Origin of the sequence: Kitasatospora sp. NPDC048407, from assembly GCF_043200475.1 — a bacterium.
Taxonomy (GTDB): domain Bacteria; phylum Actinomycetota; class Actinomycetes; order Streptomycetales; family Streptomycetaceae; genus Kitasatospora.
The window spans coordinates 1-17,317 of record NZ_JBICXW010000043.1 but is presented as its reverse complement, the minus strand read 5'-3'; the positions used below and the strand labels follow the sequence as shown (position 1 = coordinate 17,317).

The 17,317-nt window shown below is 69.8% G+C and carries 13 protein-coding genes; 3 read left to right on the top strand and 10 right to left on the bottom strand.

The features are described 5' to 3' along the window. Positions 1 to 129 precede the first annotated feature (129 nt). The 4 genes from ACGFWJ_RS36000 to ACGFWJ_RS35985 all read right to left on the bottom strand — a co-directional run bounded on the left by ACGFWJ_RS36000 (position 130) and on the right by ACGFWJ_RS35985 (position 3,047). Complete coding sequence (locus ACGFWJ_RS36000) at positions 130 to 462, bottom strand: hypothetical protein (protein ID WP_392956952.1); 333 nt, start codon at positions 460 to 462, stop codon at positions 130 to 132. 19 nt (positions 463 to 481) lie between these two features. Beyond that, a protein-coding gene (locus tag ACGFWJ_RS35995) for an IS5 family transposase (protein WP_392956954.1) occupies positions 482 to 1,341 on the bottom strand; the annotation gives its coding sequence in 2 pieces (ribosomal slippage) (positions 482 to 661 and positions 664 to 1,341; 858 coding nt in all). Positions 1,342 to 1,415: 74 nt separating this feature from the next. Then, positions 1,416 to 2,312 carry a hypothetical protein gene (locus tag ACGFWJ_RS35990; protein ID WP_392956950.1) on the bottom strand — a complete coding sequence of 299 codons (897 nt, stop codon included), beginning with the start codon at positions 2,310 to 2,312 and terminating at the stop codon, positions 1,416 to 1,418. Positions 2,313 to 2,678: 366 nt separating this feature from the next. Further along, positions 2,679 to 3,047, bottom strand: coding sequence for a VOC family protein (locus ACGFWJ_RS35985; RefSeq protein ID WP_392956948.1), 369 nt, complete (start codon positions 3,045 to 3,047; stop codon positions 2,679 to 2,681). A 62-nt stretch (positions 3,048 to 3,109) separates the two neighbouring features. On the opposite strand from ACGFWJ_RS35985, the gene ACGFWJ_RS35980 reads away from it, so the two are divergent. Continuing rightward, a complete protein-coding gene (locus tag ACGFWJ_RS35980) occupies positions 3,110 to 3,568 on the top strand; it encodes a MarR family winged helix-turn-helix transcriptional regulator (RefSeq protein ID WP_392956946.1) in 459 nt (152 codons plus the stop codon). Between the two features lie 874 nt (positions 3,569 to 4,442). On the opposite strand, the gene ACGFWJ_RS35975 is transcribed toward ACGFWJ_RS35980, so the two are convergent. After that, positions 4,443 to 11,714 (bottom strand): LPXTG cell wall anchor domain-containing protein, encoded by a 7,272-nt coding sequence (locus ACGFWJ_RS35975; protein WP_392956944.1) that lies wholly within the window; start codon positions 11,712 to 11,714, stop codon positions 4,443 to 4,445. A gap of 420 nt (positions 11,715 to 12,134) precedes the next feature. Here ACGFWJ_RS35975 and ACGFWJ_RS35970 point away from each other — a divergent pair, with 420 nt between their 5' ends. Then, the gene (locus ACGFWJ_RS35970; protein WP_392956942.1) at positions 12,135 to 12,407 is read left to right on the top strand and encodes a hypothetical protein; all 273 of its coding nucleotides are present in this window, start codon (positions 12,135 to 12,137) and stop codon (positions 12,405 to 12,407) included. Between the two features lie 182 nt (positions 12,408 to 12,589). Here the strand turns inward: ACGFWJ_RS35970 and ACGFWJ_RS35965 are convergent, their stop codons facing one another. The 3 genes from ACGFWJ_RS35965 to ACGFWJ_RS35955 form a co-directional block, all read right to left on the bottom strand. Next, positions 12,590 to 13,741: a serine hydrolase domain-containing protein gene (locus ACGFWJ_RS35965; RefSeq protein WP_392956941.1), complete on the bottom strand. Its 1,152-nt coding sequence runs from the start codon at positions 13,739 to 13,741 to the stop codon at positions 12,590 to 12,592. A 141-nt stretch (positions 13,742 to 13,882) separates the two neighbouring features. Continuing rightward, a complete protein-coding gene (locus tag ACGFWJ_RS35960) occupies positions 13,883 to 14,212 on the bottom strand; it encodes a hypothetical protein (RefSeq protein ID WP_392956939.1) in 330 nt (109 codons plus the stop codon). Positions 14,213 to 14,315: 103 nt separating this feature from the next. Further along, positions 14,316 to 14,903, bottom strand: a complete 588-nt coding sequence (locus tag ACGFWJ_RS35955; RefSeq protein ID WP_387649408.1) for a TetR/AcrR family transcriptional regulator — start codon at positions 14,901 to 14,903, stop codon at positions 14,316 to 14,318. A 121-nt stretch (positions 14,904 to 15,024) separates the two neighbouring features. On the opposite strand from ACGFWJ_RS35955, the gene ACGFWJ_RS35950 reads away from it, so the two are divergent. Next, the gene (locus tag ACGFWJ_RS35950; protein WP_392956937.1) at positions 15,025 to 16,428 is read left to right on the top strand and encodes an amidase; all 1,404 of its coding nucleotides are present in this window, start codon (positions 15,025 to 15,027) and stop codon (positions 16,426 to 16,428) included. Between the two features lie 49 nt (positions 16,429 to 16,477). On the opposite strand, the gene ACGFWJ_RS35945 is transcribed toward ACGFWJ_RS35950, so the two are convergent. After that, positions 16,478 to 16,657, bottom strand: a complete 180-nt coding sequence (locus tag ACGFWJ_RS35945; protein WP_392956936.1) for a hypothetical protein — start codon at positions 16,655 to 16,657, stop codon at positions 16,478 to 16,480. 14 nt (positions 16,658 to 16,671) lie between these two features. Continuing rightward, positions 16,672 to 17,124, bottom strand: coding sequence for a hypothetical protein (locus ACGFWJ_RS35940; RefSeq protein ID WP_392956934.1), 453 nt, complete (start codon positions 17,122 to 17,124; stop codon positions 16,672 to 16,674). Positions 17,125 to 17,317 lie beyond the last annotated feature (193 nt).

Sequence of the window (17,317 nt, the reverse complement as noted above, 5' to 3'; positions counted from 1 at the left end):
ACCCGCAGCCGCCTCGGACGCCTCACTCGCCAAGGCTTCCTCACCCAACCTGGACGAGGCCGCTACCAGAAACGGACTTAACGTCCACTGAGAGCGCGTTTGAGACTCCTCAAGGATTCGCCGGGTCGGCTACTCCCGGGACGCGACTTCGAGGAAGTATTCGACAGCATGTCTCAGTGCGGCCTCCAGTGCTGCCAGGCCCTTGGCTGTACGCCAGTCGTTGGTTCCTGCTTGGCACGCATGCCATGCGTCGACGTAGACGTCTTCTATGTCAGCGATGCTGAACAGCAGCTCGTCGAGATCATCACCCGAGACCCGACTCCGGCCAGTGTCGAGGATCCTGGCGTTCATCTCGGCCCGGGCGACCAGGACCTCGCCTGCGCGACGAAGGTGCACGGCACCGACATTCGGACTGACGATGATCTCGGATAGAACCCGAAGTGCGGGTGCTGGGCCGTACACCGGAAACCCCCTTGGGGCGTCATGTGCTGGTGCGGGACAGGAGCCTTGGACCTGGTCGGGTAGCGGGCTGGCCTCGCGTGAGCCGCCGGACCATGATGCTGATCATCGCCCATCGAATCATCGTCTTGGAGTGGGCCGGGCTGGTCTCGTAGTCCCTGGCTACGCGCCGGTGGGCGGTGAGCCACGAGAACGTGCGCTCTCTACCGCCCACCGCTTCGACTGGACCTGGAAGCCGCGCTGGTCGGGGTCCTTGCGGACGATCTCCAGGTCGCGGCCGAGGATCTGAGTGACCCACTCGACCAGGCGGCCGGCGAAGCCCTGGTCCGCCCAGACCTTCTTGATGCTGGGATGATCGAGCCTGGTCCACAGCAACGGCCGCTTCGCGCCGTCGCGGTCCTGGATGCTCGCCGCGACGACGTGGACGGCCAGCAGCAGGCCAAGGGTGTCGGTGACGATGAACCTCTTGCGACCTTTCACCTTCTTGCCCGCATCGAAGCCCCTGGTCGCGGGCGGGACTGTGTCGGCAGTGCGAACGGACTGCGAGTCGATCAGCCCGGCGCTCGGCTCCGCATCACGGCCGTCAGCCTCGCGGACCTTGCGGCGCAGCGCGTCATGGATGCGCTCGACGGTTCCGTCGTCGTGCCACCACGTGAAGTACCAGTACACCGTCGGCCACGGAGCAAAGTCGTTCGGCAACTGCCGCCAAGCACACCCGGTCCGCACCACGTAGAAGATCGCGTCCGCGATCCGCCGCCGCGGATGCTTCTCCCGCCGACCGCCCTTCGGGCCACCCCGCGCAGGCGGAAGCAACGGCTCCACCAGCGCCCACTGCTCATCCGTCAGGTCCGACGGATACCCACCCCCAACACTGCTCACGATGAGCTCAACGAACGCCTCAGCAACGGGACACGGCAGATCTCAAACACGGTCTGAGCAGGCTTCTTGGCCAGGGGTCAGGGGCGGTGAGCGAGGAGGACAGTCTGGAGTGCGGTCGGGGTGCCCGGCCCTCGGCGGATGCTGTAGCCGACCTTCCGGCTGACGTATCGCGCCTCGGCCGCCGGCGGCCCGAGTGTTGCCGAGGCGGCGGACTCATCCGGGCTGCGGAGGAGGCGGTCGGCCATCTCAAACACGGCAGCTGCGACCAGCGGTGGGGCCGGCGGGTCGCTGTAGGACGTGGTCGCGCTGGCCTGCTTGCCGGGAACCGCGGACCGTTCTACGTAGTCGAGCTGCCGCTGGCGGGCCTCCTCGCCCAGTGCCCGGGCCAGCTCGGGGGTGGCCGCGCGGATCCCCGTCGCGGGCCATGCCATGAAGATCAGCGCAGTGATGACCCGAAGGTCGATGGCCACCTCACGCGCCGCCGCGAACGCCGCCCGGTCCTCCGCCTTCACGGCCAAGTGGACCGGGCGGACATCGACCAGCCACCGGCCGCCCGGCATCACCACCAGGCAGTCCGGGATGTGCGAGCGGGCCCGGCCACCCACCGTCGTGAACCGCAGCCGCAACGACTGCGACACCACACCCCGGACCGCCCCCGCGAAATCCAGCACCCGCAGGAACTTCTGCTCCTCCAGGCCCTCGAACCCGTGCCGACTCCCCATTGCGTCCAGCAGCTCCAGCCCGGCGCGGCGACCCTGGCGAAGATGCCGGCCGAAGTGCCGAGCCGGCTCAGCGGCCTGCACTGGAACGCCTGTGGCCTGCACCGGAACGCCCGTGATCTCACTGACCGGACACCACACCTCGGCACCGGTGAGATTCCACGCCACCGTCCACCGACCGGCCCACCCGTCCGACAGATCCAGCGTGCAGCCATCGTCAGGCCCCAGCTCCAGCGGAACGAACAACCCGTCCACCGCGCACAACGCCGACCAGAGCCAGGGCTCGCCCCCCCTGCAGGCCATGGCAGACCCTCCAGCCGCACCCCCACCACAGCGGCCCGGACCAGGTGCCACGTACGGCTGAACACCACCCGGCTCAGAGCCCCGCGTACAGCCTGGCCGACGACCCTGAAAACTTTTTTGGCCAACCACGCCGCACAATCACACCGCGCACGGTAGTCGGCCACTCTGCAGGCCAGTCGGCCAAAATTTCCCGCCCTGACGGCCAGTCCGAGCAGGCTGGTCGGCCACTGGTCAGCGGCGGTGGGCGAAGAAGGCGGCGGGACGCAACCGCCGGTGATCGTCCAGGTTCGTTCAGTCGATCAAGCGCGGTTCGGTCGATCAAGCGCGGTCGTGGAGCGTGACCTGGTAGCCGTCGGGGTCGGCGAAGGTGAAGGTCCGACCGAAGGGGCCGTCGACCGGCGCGGAGACGACGGTACGACCGTCGGCGACGAGCGCGTCGTGGATGGCCTGGACGTCGGTGGCGTGGAGCCAGATCGCGGCACCGATGCCAGGCCGGGCGACGGATGCGAGGTCGGTTCCGGGAACGACGTCGCGGAGTGCGAACGCGATCGGCTCCGTCTCGAATACCACGGCGTGCGAAGGTCCGGCCGGCGAGCGGACGAGGCCCAGGTACTGCTCGTAGAACGCCCGCGAAGCGTCGAGGTCACGCACTTGGAGCGAGATGAAGTCAGGGCCGGTAACGGGCATGAGGACACTCCTTCGTTCATGTCAGTTTTCTGACATGCGTCAACGTATGTCAGAATACTGACATGAGTCAAGAAGGTGTCGGCGTCCACCTGGAGACGTCACTGGGCTACCTGCTGAAAGAAGCGTCGAGCGCCCTTCGCACGGCCATGGAGGAAGTACTGCGGCCGCTCGGGATGAGCGTGACGCACTACTCCTGCCTCGAGCTGCTGGCGCAACGACCGGGCCTGTCGAACTCCGAGCTCGCGCGGGGCGCGTTCGTGACACGGCAGACGATGAACGTGCTGCTCCAGGCCCTGGAACGAGACGGCTACGTGACCAGACCCGCGGAGGCACCCGTCGGAAAGGCGCTTCCCACGCGGCTCACAGCGAGCGGCCGACGAAGCCTCCAGAAGGCGAGCACAGCCGTCCGGTCCGTCGAGGCCAGAATGCTGGCCGACCTGACCGCCACCGAGCAGTCGGACGCGTTCCGGATCCTGCAGACCATGATCCATTCCCTGCACAGCGACAACAAGGACGCATAGCCCCGTCCGCGACGCGCTCCCACAAAGACCGCAGCCGAGCCCGAAATCCGCGTCGGCGACCTTCACAAACCGACAGACCCCGACCGCATCGTCGGCATACAGCCCGGCCAACCACCCGGAAAACGCCGGCCCACTACAAAGCACAGTCACACGAACCACCCGGCAACAACGACCACGACCCGCCACCAGTCCCACCCGCCGACGCCCCGACGCCGCCGCCCCGGCCCGACGCACCCCGCGAACACCTCACCCCGGCCGGACACCGCACGGTGCGCCACGACCCGCCCGACAGCAGAGAATCCACGACCAGCAACCCCCCACCCACACCCACCCACACCCCGCACGACACCGAACTCACCGACGAGACCACCACCGCACCGGACACGACCACCGGCTTCGACGACAACCTCGCCAGCGAGACGACCCGCATCACCAACCGCCCACGCGGACTACACACCCAGATCCACCCGAACCCCGAACGGACGCCAGAACCACGGCCCGACCACCCCGCAATGCCGGCTCTGCCAGAACGGTTCCGACTCACCGGCCACCCCACGCAAAGCCGGACACCGCCGCCTTGCCGGCGCCACCTGGCCCCTGGCCCCGCACACGCCCGAACACCCCGCCGAGAACATCCCCCCACCCGACGAACAGACCACCCCCGCCCCGGACACCGAAGCGCCCACGCCGACCGGCCCGAGCCCGACCGGCCCGCCGCGGGCCGTCCCCGGCCCGCGAGAACTCCTGGAGAAACGGATCCAGGAACCACTGGACGAACACCCGCCCTCCGCCCCCACACGACGCGGGACCGCCCCCGGAGCCCGAAAGCCCGGGGGCGGTCCCATTCACCGAACGAGCGGCGAAGGCGCGGGTACTACCCCACGAACCGGTCCGCGTCCGCACGACGACGCGCCCGGTACAGCAGCACACCGCCCAGCGTCAGCAGCCCGCCACCGGCCAGACCCGCAGCCGCGAGACCCGCGGACGAACCCGTGTCCGGCAGGTGACCCCCGCCACCGGCCTGCGGCGGCTTCGAAGGACCACCCGGACGCGGCACCTTCACACAGCCCTCGCCCTTCTCCTTCTCCGGGCACTCCGACACCGTGACACACAGCGACACCGGCCGGGACTCCACCAGCTGCCCCTGCGGATCCCGCGCCGAAGCCGCCGCGACGTTCGTGACATGACCGACCTTCGCGTCCTCGCCGGTCACCACGTAGGTGCCGCGGCACGTCGTGCTCTGACCCGGCTCCAGCGCGGTCGACTCGCACACCACCGGGGACACCCGGTCGTCGCTGACCGAGACGTCCGTCAGCACCGTCGACCCGGTGTTCGTCACCGTGTACGTGTAGGTGATGGTGTCACCCACCCTCGCGGAACCCGACACATCGGACTCCTTCACGATCGACAGCGACGACGCACCCGAAACGGTCTCCACCGTCGCCTCACCCGGCGGACTCACCACCGGGTGACCCTCCGGATCCGTACCGCTCGCGGTCGCCGTGTTCGTCACACGACCCGCCTGAACATCCTCCTCGGTAATCGTGTACGAGCCATGACACACCGCGCCCTGACCCGGATTCAACGTGGTCGCCTCACACACCACCGCGGCGACACGGTCGTCCGAGACAGTGATGCCGTGCACGGGCACAGCACCCGTGTTGGTGACCGTGTACGTGTAGGTCACCGTGTCACCCGCACGGAACGGACCCGCCGCGTCGGCCTGCTTCACGATGGACAACCGGGCCTCACCCACCACCGGAACATCCACCTCACCCGGCGGAGACTCCACCGACAGGCCGTCAGGACCAACACCACTCGCATGCGCCACATTCACCACGTGACCGGCCGCCGCATCCGCCGCGGTGATCACGTAACTGCCGTGGCAGAGCGTGCTCTGACCCGGGTTGAGCGTCGTGGTGTTGCAGGTGACCGAGGCGACATGGTCATCCGCGACGGTCAGGTTGTGGATGACGGCCGTGCCGGTGTTGGTGACGGTGTAGGTGTACTGCACCGTGTCACCGACATGGAACGGACCAGCGCTGTCCGCGGTCTTCTCGATCGACAGCGACGCCACACCCACCACCGGAACAGTGGCCTCGGCCGGCCCACTCCGCACCGGCTCACCCTCCGGGCCGGTGCCGTTGGCGTGAGCGGTGTTGGTCACGTGACCCGCCGCAACATCCGCGGCGGTGATGACGTAACTACCGTGGCAGAGCGTGCTCTGACCGGGGTTCAGCGTCGTCGCGTTGCACGTGACCGCGGCGACATGGTCATCCGACACGGTCACGTTGTGGATGACGGCCGTGCCGGTGTTGGTGACGGTGTACGTGTACGCCACGGTGTCACCGACATGGAACGGGCCGGCGGAATCCGCGGTCTTCTCGATCGACAGCATGGCCTCGCCGACGACCGGAACGGTCGCCTGGTCGGGCGGGCTCTGCACGGGCTGGCCCTCGGGGTCGGTGCCGTTCGCGTGAGCCGTGTTCGTCACATGACCCGCCGCAACATCCGCAGCGGTGATGACGTAACTGCCGTGGCAGAGCGTGCTCTGACCCGGGTTGAGCGTCGTCGTGTTGCACGTCACCGCGGCGACATGGTCATCCGTCACGGTCACGTTGTGGATGACGGCCGTGCCGGTGTTGGTGACGGTGTACGTGTAGTTCACCGTGTCACCCACATGGAACGGACCCGCACTGTCCGCCGTCTTCTCGATCGACAGCCGGGCCTCGCCCACGACCGGAACAGTGGCCTCGGCCGGCCCACTCCGCACCGGCTCACCATCCGGATCCGTACCGTTCGCGTGAGCCGTATTCGTCACATGACCGGCCTGAATATCCGCGGCGGTGACCACGTAACTACCGTGACACAACGTGCTCGCACCGGGGTTCAGCGTCGTCGCGTCGCACGTCACCGAGGCAACATGGTCGTCCGCGACGGTCACGTTGTGGACAACGGCGGTGCCGGTGTTCGTCACGGTGTACGTGTACGCCACGGTGTCACCCACCTCGAACGGGCCGGCACTGTCAGCGGTCTTCTCGATCGACAGCCGGGCCTCGCCCACCACCGGGACGGTCGCCTGGTCGGGCGGGCTCACCACCGGCTCACCATCCGGATCCGTGCCGTTCGCGTGCGCCGTATTCGTCACATGACCCGCCGCAACATCAGCCGCGGTGACCACGTAACTGCCGTGGCAGAGCGTGCTCTGACCGGGGTTCAGCGTCGTGGTGTTGCACGTGACCGCGGCAACGTGGTCGTCCGAGACCGTGACGTTGTGAACGACGGCGGTGCCGGTGTTCGTCACGGTGTAGGTGTACTGCACCGTGTCACCGACCTCGAACGGACCAGCGCTGTCCGCCGTCTTCTCGATCGACAGCACGCCCTCGCCCACCACCGGCACAGTCGCCTCAGTGGGCGGACTCACCACCGGCTCGTTCTCCGGGTCGAGACCTCTCACATGCGCGGTGTTGGTCACATGCCCGGCCGTGACATCCGCCGCCGTAATGACATACGTGCCATGGCACAGCGTGCTCGCACCGGGCTCCAGCGTCATCCGGTCGCATGTCACGGGCGAGATGAGATTGTCGCTCACGTCCAGGTCGTGCACGGGAGCGGTACCCGCATTGGTCACCGTGTACGTGTAGGCGACGGTGTCGCCCACGTGGAACGGGCCCGCGCTGTCCGGCGTCTTCTCGATGGTCAGGACGGCGTCACCGGCGATGTCGATCGTCGCCTCACCCGGAGGACTCTGAACATCCTGACCTTCGGGGTCCGTGCCGTGCGCGTGAGCCGTATTCGTCACATGCCCGGCCGTCACATCCGCCGCCGTAATGACGTACGAACCGTGACAGAACGTGCTCTCACCAGGGTTCAGCGTCGTCCTGTCACAGTCCACCTCCGCGATGTGATCGTCCGACACAGCCAGGTTGTTCACCGTCGCCGTACCGACGTTGGTCACCGTGTACGTGTAGTCGACCGTGTCACCCACATGGAACGGACCAGCAGAGTCCGCAGCCTTCTGAATGACCAGCGCCGCAATACCCAACACCGGGACAGTCGCCTCGTCGGGCGGACTCACCACCGTCTGACCCTCAGGGTCCGTACCCTCGGCATGAGCCGTATTCGTCACATGCCCGACCGCAACATCCGCCGCCGTCACCACATACGTGCCATGACAGAGCGTGCTCTGACCGGGGTTCAGCGTTGTCGCGTTACACGTCACCACAGCGACATGGTCGTCCGCGACCGACAGGCTGTGCACCGCGGCGGTTCCGGTGTTGGTAACGGTGTAGGTGTAGGCCACGGTGTCACCGACGTGGAACGGGCCGGTGGCGTCCGCGGTCTTCTCGATGGTCAGCTCGGCGATACCCGCCACTGGGACGGTGGCTTCACCGGGCGGGCTCTGCACCGGCAGGCCCTCGGGGTCGGTGCCGTTCGCGTGAGCCGTATTGGTCACGTGACCAGCCGCAACATCAGCCGCGGTGATCACGTAACTGCCGTGGCAGAGCGTGCTCTCACCCGGGTTCAAGGTTGTCGAATCACACGTCACCGAGACAACGTGGTCGTCCGCGACGGTCAGGTTGTGCACCGCCGCCGTACCCGTGTTGGTCACCGTGTACGTGTAGGCAACGGTGTCACCCACGTGGAACGGGCCGGCGCTGTCCGCCACCTTCTCAATGGTCAGCTCCGCCTCGCCCACCACGGGGACGGTCGCCTCGGCAGGCGGGCTCTGCACATCCTGGCCCTGCGGGTCCGTGCCGTTCGCATGAGCAGTGTTCGTCACATGACCTGCCGCAACATCAGCCGCGGTGATCACGTAACTGCCGTGGCAGAGCGTGCTCTGACCCGGGTTCAGCGTCGTCGCGTCACACGTCACCACAGCAACGTGGTCGTCCGCCACGGTCAGGTTGTGCACCACAGCCGTACCGGTGTTGGTCACCGTGTACGTGTAGCTGACGGTCTCACCCACATGGAACGGACCAGCAGAATCGGCCAGCTTCTCGATGGTCAGCTCGGCGATACCCACCACCGGAACAGTGGCCTCACCGGGCGGGCTCTGCACCGGCAGGCCCTCGGGGTCGGTGCCGTTCGCGTGCGCGGTGTTCGTTACGTGGCCGGCCGTCACGTCCGCGGCAGTGATGACGTACGAACCGTGACAGAGCGTGCTCTGACCCGGGTCCAGCGTCGTCGTGTCACACGTCACCGCCGCGACATGGTCGTCGGTCACGGTGAGCCCATGAACGGTGGCCGTACCGGTGTTGGTCACCGTGTACGTGTAGTTGACGGTCTCGCCCACGTGGAACGGGCCGGCACTGTCGGCGGTCTTCTCGATGGACAGCTCGGCGATGCCCAGAACGGGGACGGTTGCCTCACCGGGCGGGCTCTGCACCGGCAGGCCCTCGGGGTCGGTGCCGTCGGCGTGGGCCGTGTTGGTCACGTGACCGGCCTGCACGTCGGCATCGGTGATGACGTACGAACCGTGGCAGAGCGTGCTCTCACCAGGGTTGAGCGTTGTCGTCACACAGCCCACCGGCGTGATGTGGTCGTCCACGACGTTGAGGTTGTGCACGGCCGCCGTACCGATGTTGGTCACCGTGTACGTGTAGTTGACGGTGTCACCCAGGTGGAACGGGCCCGCGCTGTCGGCGGTCTTCTGGATGGTCAACTCGGCCTCGCCCGCCACCGGGACGGTGGCTTCGCCGGGCGGGCTCTGCACCGGCAGGCCCTCGGGGTCGGTGCCGTCGGCGTGGGCCGTGTTGGTCACGTGACCGGCCGCAACATCCGCGGCAGTGATGACGTACGAGCCGTGGCAGAGCGTGCTCTGCTCCGGGAGCAGCGTCGTCAGGTCACAGGCCACGGCCGGGACGTGGTCGTCCGCGACCTTGACGTTGTGCACCACGGCGGTACCGGTGTTGGTCACCGTGTAGGTGTAGTTGACGGTGTCACCGAGGTGGAACGGGCCGGCGCTGTCGGCGGTCTTCTCGATGGTCAGCTCGGCGATGCCCACGACGGGCAGTGTCACTTCTTCCGGTGGGCTGAAGATTTCTTCGCCCAGCGGGTTGGTGCCCACGGCCTGGGCTCTGTTGGTGAGGTGGCCGAGTGCCAGGTCTGCTTCGGTGACGAGGTACGTGCCGTGGCAGAGGGTGCTCTCGGTGGGGTTGAGGGTGGTGGTGTCGCAGACGATGTCCGTCGAGTGGTCGTCGGTGACGAAGACGTTGTCGAGGACGGTCTGGCCGGTGTTCGTCACGGTGTACGTGTAGTTGACGGTGTCACCGACGTGGACCGGGCCGGGGGTGTCCGCTTCCTTGGCCAGGGAGACCGAGGAGGGGCTGATGACCGGAACTGTCGCGTCTGTCTCCGGGGAGTCGACCGGCTCGCCGTTGGCTGTGCCGTGCGCCGTCGCGTGGTTGGTGACCTCTCCCAGGTCCGCGTCCTCCGGCGTGACCACGTAGGTTCCATGACACTTGGTCACGTCCCCGGGGCTGCCGCGTGGGGCGAGGGTGGTGAAGTCACAGGTGATGTTGGTGACCCGGTCGTCCTGCAGGAAGAGGTCGGTGATCTCGGTGCCGCCGGTGTTGTTCACGACGTATGTGTAGGGGATGGTGTCGCCCACGTTGAACGGCCCGGGGGTGTCCACCTGCTTGATGACCTCGAGGCCCGGAGATTCCACCACCGGGATGTCCTCGGAGGAGGGTGGCGAGGTCACCGGGCCGCCGGGTGTGGTTCCGCTGGCCTGCGCGGTGTTGGGGATGTGGCCGGCGGCCCCGTCTTCGGGTGTGACCACGTAGACCGCTGTGCAGGTGACTGTCTGGCCGGCCGCCAGCGTGCTCACCGGGCAGGTGATTCCGCCGATCTTCGGGTCGGTGACCACCAGGTTGTCGATGTCCACGTTCCCGGAGTTGGTGACGACGAAGTCGTACGGGACCGGGGTGCCGACGGTCAGGTCGGCGGGCAGCGGCCGGTGGGCCTGCTTGACCAGGTTGAGTTCCGGCAGCGGCTCGTCGGTGGCGATCACCACGTTGCGGATCAGGTGCACGTCGGTGAACAGGCCCGTGGAGCCGGCGAAGCCGAACTTGTAGGTGGAGGGGACGGGTTGCGGTGCGGGGGTGCTCAGCACCTGGTGCTCGCCCGTGCCGTCGTTGAAGTCGACTCCGATGGTCAGGACCGGGTTCGGCGACGGGGTCAGGTGGACGTGCACCCGGCGGCGGGACGGCTCGAGCAACGTCTGTGCCTGCGGCGGCGTCACATCCGGCGGGAGGAACGTCAGCGGGCCCTGCAGGGTGCCCGGCAGGGTGGACGGCCACGGGCCGCTGGTGGTGAAGTTGCTGGTCGTCGCGGTCAGGAAGCAGTAGCCCTCGACGCCGTCGCCGGGCCCGCGGACGGTGACCATGTTGGCGCCCGGCGCCGGGATGTAGAAGCCGGTGCCGGAGGGGGAGCGCTCGCCGGGCGGGCAACCGTTGCCGCGGTGCTCCCAGTCGCCGAAGTAGTTGCCGAGCACGTCGAGTCCGACGCCCAGATAGCCGCTGTCGACGCCCGGCAGGAACGGTTCGGCCGGATTGTCGCCGGGCAGCTTCTGCGCGTAGCCGAGGCTGCCACCGAACGCTCCCGGGTGGGTGAGCGTGACGTCACCGTTGACCAGGAAGAACGAGATGCCGTCGGCCGGGGTGGCGGGCGTGGTGCTGCCGTACTGCCACTGGTCGAAGTGCACGTCCAGACCGGCGTTGGCCGGCAGCGCCTGGTCGAACAGCACCGCACCGCTCTCGTCGTTGGCGGCGTCGGTGATCCGCAGGTAGCCGAACGGTGCGCTGTCCAGCGGCGGCACCGGCCCGATCTCCGGGGTCGGACAGCCCGTCAGCTGGTGGCCGCCCCCCGGAAGGGGGTTCGTGACGGGTCCGCCGGTGAGGCAGGCCGCGCCGACGGCGACGAACCTCGAGTCCGCGGTGGCGCCGGTGAAGTCCTCGTTCAGCAGCGTGGAGCCGACGGCCCGGAGACGCTCCGGTGGCGCGGCGTGGTGGCGGGTTGGCGCTGCTGCCTGGGCCCATGAGCCGGCCAGGCCTGCGCTGATCAGGCCCAGGGTGGCTGCGGCACTGATGAGGCGGGCCGTTCGGGATCTGAGCCGACCCGGTCCGCGGAAGAGTCTCGTCATGCCCTTGACTATGTGCAGCCACTACTCGCAGTTATCAGTTTGTACTATCAGTGGACCTATCGAATCGCTCGGATGCTCGAGCAGCGGATGCCGCCGGAAACGGCAGCGCCCTGACTTGGTGTCAGGCTCCCCGAGAAGTCGTACTGATCTGACGTCAGATGTGATGGGGCAGACCGCCGATGATTGTTCAGCAGAAAGGAAACTGCTGGGGGTACGGGCGTCATCCGCCTGCGCGGGCGAGCACTCAGGGGTGAACCTTCATTCGGTCCCTCCCCTTGCGGGCGCAGGACCGAGTGCTCGCCGCAGCGACCACATGGACGCACGGCCGCATTGCGGGCCCCCGCGTCCCGTGTCGTTCTGGAATCGGCGGGGCCACCACCGCGCCCCGCCGGCCGTCGAACTTCTCGGAGGAGAACTTTCATGCGTGCTCTCAAGCGTGTCCTGGCCATCGGCGCTCTCACCGCCCCCCTCGTGATCGGCTGCGCCGGGCTCGCCTCCGCCCACGAGGGTCCTCACGAGGGTCCGGGCGCCCACTGGAGCAAGTCCCAGTTCATCGCCAACGAGGAGGGGGCCGGCTTCGCGGAGGCGTTCTCCTTCGTCGGCCCGGACGGGGTCGAGCACGGCAAGCGGTGGATCTGGGCGGACGACAACGGTGTCTCCGGCTCCTTCATCGAGTCCGGCGCCCACTTCTAAAAGCCGGGCCAGGTGTCCGGCGGGCGGCACGCCCCGCCCGCCGGACAACCGCCCGCCCCACACTCATCGACCCGCGCGTCCCGGCCTCCGTGGCCGAGCGACCGCGGGTCGATGCGTGTTCCGGGCAGCAGCCGGGACGGCTCAGCAACGCAGCGCCCCCCGGCCACGGAGGCCGGGACGGCTCAGCGGCAGAGCGCCGCGTCGACGGCGTCGGCCACGCGCTGCCGGACCTCCGGCGACGGGGCCTCGGTCACCGCGACGTTCGCCGCGCGGCCGTCCTCGGTGACGCCGCCGCGGGTGACGTAGCCGGGGAGGCTGCCGCCGTGGCCCCAGGACAGGCCGCCGCAGGGCAGCGGGCGGCTGGCGAGGCCCAGGCCGTATCGTGCGCCGGGGCCCATGTACTCGGCCGGGACGGTGGTCCGCATCTGCGCGAGCTGGGCCGGTGGCAGCAGTTGACCGCCGATCAGGGCGGAGAAGAAGCGGTTCAGGTCGGTGTTGGTAGAGATCACCGCGCCGGCCGCCCAGGCCCAGGACGGGTCCATCTCGGTGATGTCGAGGGGCGGGGTGCCGGGTTCCTCGACCACGTAGCCGTGAGGGTGGCGCTCACGGATGGTCAGGTCGCCCTGGGCGGGGAAGTACGTGTGGCGCAGGCCGACGCGGTCGATCACCCGCTTGGTGATCTCCTCCCCCACGGGGCGCCCGGTGACCTTCTGGACGATCAGTCCGGCCACCAGGTATCCGGTGTTGCTGTACTTCCAGCCGGCGCCGGGGGCGAAGTCCGGCCGGTGCGCGAGGGCGATGTCGAGCAGTTCGCGCGGCTCCAGGTACTGGTCGGCCCGGGAGAACTCCAGGAAGTCGGTGTAGTTCGCCAACCCGCTGGTGTGCTGGAGGACTTGGCGGACCGTTATGCGCCGCCCGTCGATGCCGTCGCCGTGGATCAGGCCGGGCAGGTAGGTGTCGAGGGAGGCGTCCAGGTCCACCTTGCCCTCCGCCACCAGCTGGAGGACGACGACCGCGACGAAGGTCTTGGTGTTGCTGCCGACCCGGACCTGCCCGTCGGCGGGGACCTTCGCGCCGGTCGCCAGGTCGCCGACGCCCGCGGTGTAGTCGCGGGTGCGGCCGTCCCGGCCCCGGACGGCCGCCAGCGCGCCGGGCACGTGGTCGCCGGTGACCAGCGCGTCGAGCCGCTGCTGGACGATGTCGGCCGCCTTGGCCTCGACGGCCGCCTTGGCCTCGGCGGGCGCGGCGTGGGCGGACGGGGCGAGTCCGCCGAGCAGGAGGGCCGCGGCGGCAACGGCGAAGGCGTAACGGCGGTGCGGGGGTGGCGAGTTCACGAGGTGTCTCCTTGATCGGGGCGGAGTGCCGGTCCGCTCCAGAAGACCACGCGGCTCTGCGGGTTTCCGTCGCCTCCAAGAAGGGGCGGCCGTCGCCTCCGAGGAGGAGTGCCGTTCGCCGCCTGTCGTCCTGACGGGGTATCAGGAACCCTGATCCGGCTCCGTGGCGGAGAGGCTCAGCATGAAGGGTGAGCCGTTCGCGGTGGGGTTCCAGCCCTGGGCGCGGGCGGTGCGGATGCCGTGGGCGACTTCGCGCGGCAGGACCAGGTCGGTCGGGGTGAGGTCGGGCTCGAGGCGGGCCCGGCGGCCGGTTTCGACGACGAGGGTGGTTCCGGGGCGGTTCGCGTCCTCGGCGACGTAGCCGAGGGTGCCGCCTTCGTAGTCGCAGCAGAGGTGTCGTCGGCTGGCGTGCCAGCGGTATTCGGCGCCGTCGACGACGATGCGGCGGGTGCCTTTCCTGGCGAGTGCCATGGTGGCGCCTTTCGACTTCGGGGGCGGTAAGTCCGCGGACAGTGTCGTGGGGGCGGCGCGCGGGTGTCACCGGGTTTTCCGGTGCGGCGGTGAGGAGCCCGCGTCAATCGGCGGGGCGGTCCCAGAGGCGTGCGAGATGGGTGTGCAGGAGGTGTTCGGCTTCTTCGGGGGTGCGGTGGCCGATCAGGACGTGGGCGGTGAGGCCGTCAGTGAGGGCGAGCAGGGTGCGGGCCTCGTGGGCGGGATCGGGGTGGTCTCCGGCTGCGGCGATGAGCCCGGTGAGCAAGGTCTCCAGGTCGGTGTAGCTGGTGCGCAGCGCGGCGGCGAGGGTGGGGTGGACGGCGGCTGCGGCGAGGAAGGCGATCCAGGTGCGGGCCTGGGCGCGGTGCCGGGTCTGGAGCAGGGCGATTTCGCGGGCGAGGTGGCCGACGGTGCTGGCCGGGGACTGGGCGGGGGCGGCGAGCAGGCTGGCGTGGGCGCGGGCGGTGACCTGGTGGCCGATGTGGGCGAGAGCGAAGTGCAGCATCTCGTCCTTGGTGCGGAAGCAGCGCTGTACGGCGCCCATGGAGACCTGGGCGCGGGCGGCGACGTCGCGGAGGGTGGCGGCTTCGATGCCCTGTTCGTCGATCAGGGCGCAGACGGCGTCGGCGATCTGACGGCGGCGTTCCTCGTGGTCGACCTGTTTGGGCATCTGTTGGGGCCTCCCGTCGCCTTTTATTCGATGCGAGTGTATCGGTTCGCGGGCTAGAGTGCGGCTCGGTTCCGATGCAACCGCATCGGAACCGAGCGAGAAACCCAGGAGGACCGGATCCATGTGGAAACTCTCCGCCGCCGAGCTCGCCGCTGCCGTCCGCAGCGGCGAGGCGTCCGCGCTCGACGTGGTGGACGCCCATCTCGACCGGATCGCCGCGGTGAACCCGCGGGTCAATGCCATCACCCAGCTGCTCGCCGACCGGGCCCGCGCCGAGGCCCGCCTGCTCGACCGGCGCCGGGCCGCCGGCGAGGAACTCGGCCCATTGGCCGGGGTGCCGTTCACGGTCAAGGAGTGCATCCGGATCGAGGGGGTGGCGACCACGTTCGGCACGCCCCGCTTCGCCCACATGATCGCCCCGGAGGACGCGATCCCGGTGGCCCGGCTGCGGGCGGCCGGGGCGATCCCGCTCGGCCACAGCAACATGCCGACGCTGATCCTGTCCGGCATGCACCCGCGCAGCGAGCTGTACGGCGAGACCCTCAACCCGTGGGACCCGGGGCGCACGCCCGGCGGCACCAGCGGCGGGGACGGGGTGGCGGTGGCCACCGGGATGGCCGCGCTGGGGCTCGGCAACGACTCCGGCGGCTCGGTCCGCATCCCCGCCGTGTTCTGCGGCGTCGCGGCGCTCAAGCCGTCCGCCGGGCGGTTCGCCGCCGACCAGCGCATGCTGGGCCCGGACGACCCGGGGCCGGCCTCCCAACTGCTGGTCCACGACGGCCCGTTGGCCCGGACGGTGGGCGACCTGCGGATCGCGTACGAGGCGCTGTCCGGGCCCGACCCGCGCGATCCGCGTGCCGTTCCCGCGCCGTTGTACGGCCGTCCGTTCGACGCTCCGCCGAAGGTCGCCGTGGTCACCGACCCGGGCGGGCTCGGTGTCCACCCGACCGTCCGCCGGGCCGTCGAGCGGGCCGCCGGGGCGCTGGCGGACGCGGGGTACGACGTGCGCGAGGTGCCCGACGCGCCCCGGATGGCCGAGGCGTTCGAGGCCTACCAGCAGCTCACCAACACCGAGTTCGCGCCCGCCTGGCCCGCCGTCCGGCAGGTGCTCGGCGAGGGCGGCGACCGCTACATCGGCTTCGCGATGCGCAAGGTGCCGCCGGTCGACGCCGCCCGGCTGATCGCGCTGATGGGCGCCTGGGCGAACATCCGCCGGTCCTGGGCGGAGTTCATGGCGGAGTACCCGCTGCTGCTCGGCCCGGTCTTCACCGAGCCGCCGGTCGAGCCCGGCCTGGAGTCGCGCGACCAGGCGGGCCGGGACCGGGTCGCTGCCGCCATGGCGCTGAGTTCGGTGACCAGTTTCGTCGGCGTCCCCGCCGTCGCGGTGCCCACCGGCGTGGGCGACGGCCTGCCGACGGGCGTCCAGCTCGTCGGCCGGCCGTTCCGCGAGGACCTGTGCCTCGCCGCCGCCCAGCAGATCGAGGACCGGCTCGGCATCCTCGCCCCCGTCGACCCGGTGTTCTGAGCAATCTCCGGGCCCCGGCGGGCCGCGACCCGCCGGGGCCGTGGGGGTGTCAGGCGCGGCGTCGCACCGCGCCGACGGCGGCGACCAGGGCGCCGAGCACCGTCGCGGCGACCGGCACCAGCAGCGCCGCGCGGAACGCCTCCACCATCCGTTCGCTGGCCACCTGGACGGAGGCGCACCAGCGGGAGATCGCCGCCGCCCGGGCGGCGTACGACGCGCGCGAGGGCAAGCCTCAGGAGTCCGTCAGCGGGTGATGTCCACCTCGACGGTGAAGTCCTGCCCGCCGGGCGGGCAGGGCTTGGCCTCGCCGCAGCTGCTGCGGTGGGCGGTCAGCCGGACCGAGCCGGCGGTACGGGCGGTGAAGGCGGTGGTGACGGTGCCGCAGCCGCTGCCGGGGCGGCAGGAGGGCGCGGCGGCGGTGGAGGGTTCGCCGGTGGGGGCGAGCAGGCCGGGGTCGGTGCTGGTGGCGGGCGACCAGTAGGTGCTGTGGAGCTCGGTGCGGACGATGGTGCCGGGCGCGACGGTGATGTGGGTGCGGTCGGCGGATTCGTCGAGCACGACGGGACCGGTGGAGGCGGTGGCGCCGGTGGAGCCGGTCGCCGGGCCTGCGGCGGTGGTGGTGGCGGACCCGCAGCCGCTCAGTGCGGCGAGGGCGAGCAGGGCGGCTGCGGCGGTCTTGATCAGCTTCGGGGTCATGGCTTCGTCTCTCTGAACGGGTCGGGCCGGCGGGCGTGCGGTGATGGGACGCGGCGGCGGCCCTACTGGATCCCCTGTACAACGGCGCCGGGGGGGGGGGGGGGGGGGGGGGGGCCCCCCCCCCCCCCCGGGGGGGGGGGGGGGGGGCCCCCGCCCCCGCCCCCCCCCCCCGCCGCTCAGGGGGTACTACCTG

Coding starts and splice junctions, on each gene's coding strand:
- ACGFWJ_RS35955 (WP_387649408.1), bottom strand. CDS start 14,903: ATGCCCAAACAGGTCGACCACGAGGAACGCCGCCGTCAGATCGCCGAC.
- ACGFWJ_RS35940 (WP_392956934.1), bottom strand. CDS start 17,124: ATGACCCCGAAGCTGATCAAGACCGCCGCAGCCGCCCTGCTCGCCCTC.
- ACGFWJ_RS35970 (WP_392956942.1), top strand. CDS start 12,135: ATGCGTGCTCTCAAGCGTGTCCTGGCCATCGGCGCTCTCACCGCCCCC.
- ACGFWJ_RS35950 (WP_392956937.1), top strand. CDS start 15,025: ATGTGGAAACTCTCCGCCGCCGAGCTCGCCGCTGCCGTCCGCAGCGGC.
- ACGFWJ_RS35980 (WP_392956946.1), top strand. CDS start 3,110: ATGAGTCAAGAAGGTGTCGGCGTCCACCTGGAGACGTCACTGGGCTAC.
- ACGFWJ_RS35975 (WP_392956944.1), bottom strand. CDS start 11,714: ATGACGAGACTCTTCCGCGGACCGGGTCGGCTCAGATCCCGAACGGCC.
- ACGFWJ_RS35985 (WP_392956948.1), bottom strand. CDS start 3,047: ATGCCCGTTACCGGCCCTGACTTCATCTCGCTCCAAGTGCGTGACCTC.
- ACGFWJ_RS35960 (WP_392956939.1), bottom strand. CDS start 14,212: ATGGCACTCGCCAGGAAAGGCACCCGCCGCATCGTCGTCGACGGCGCC.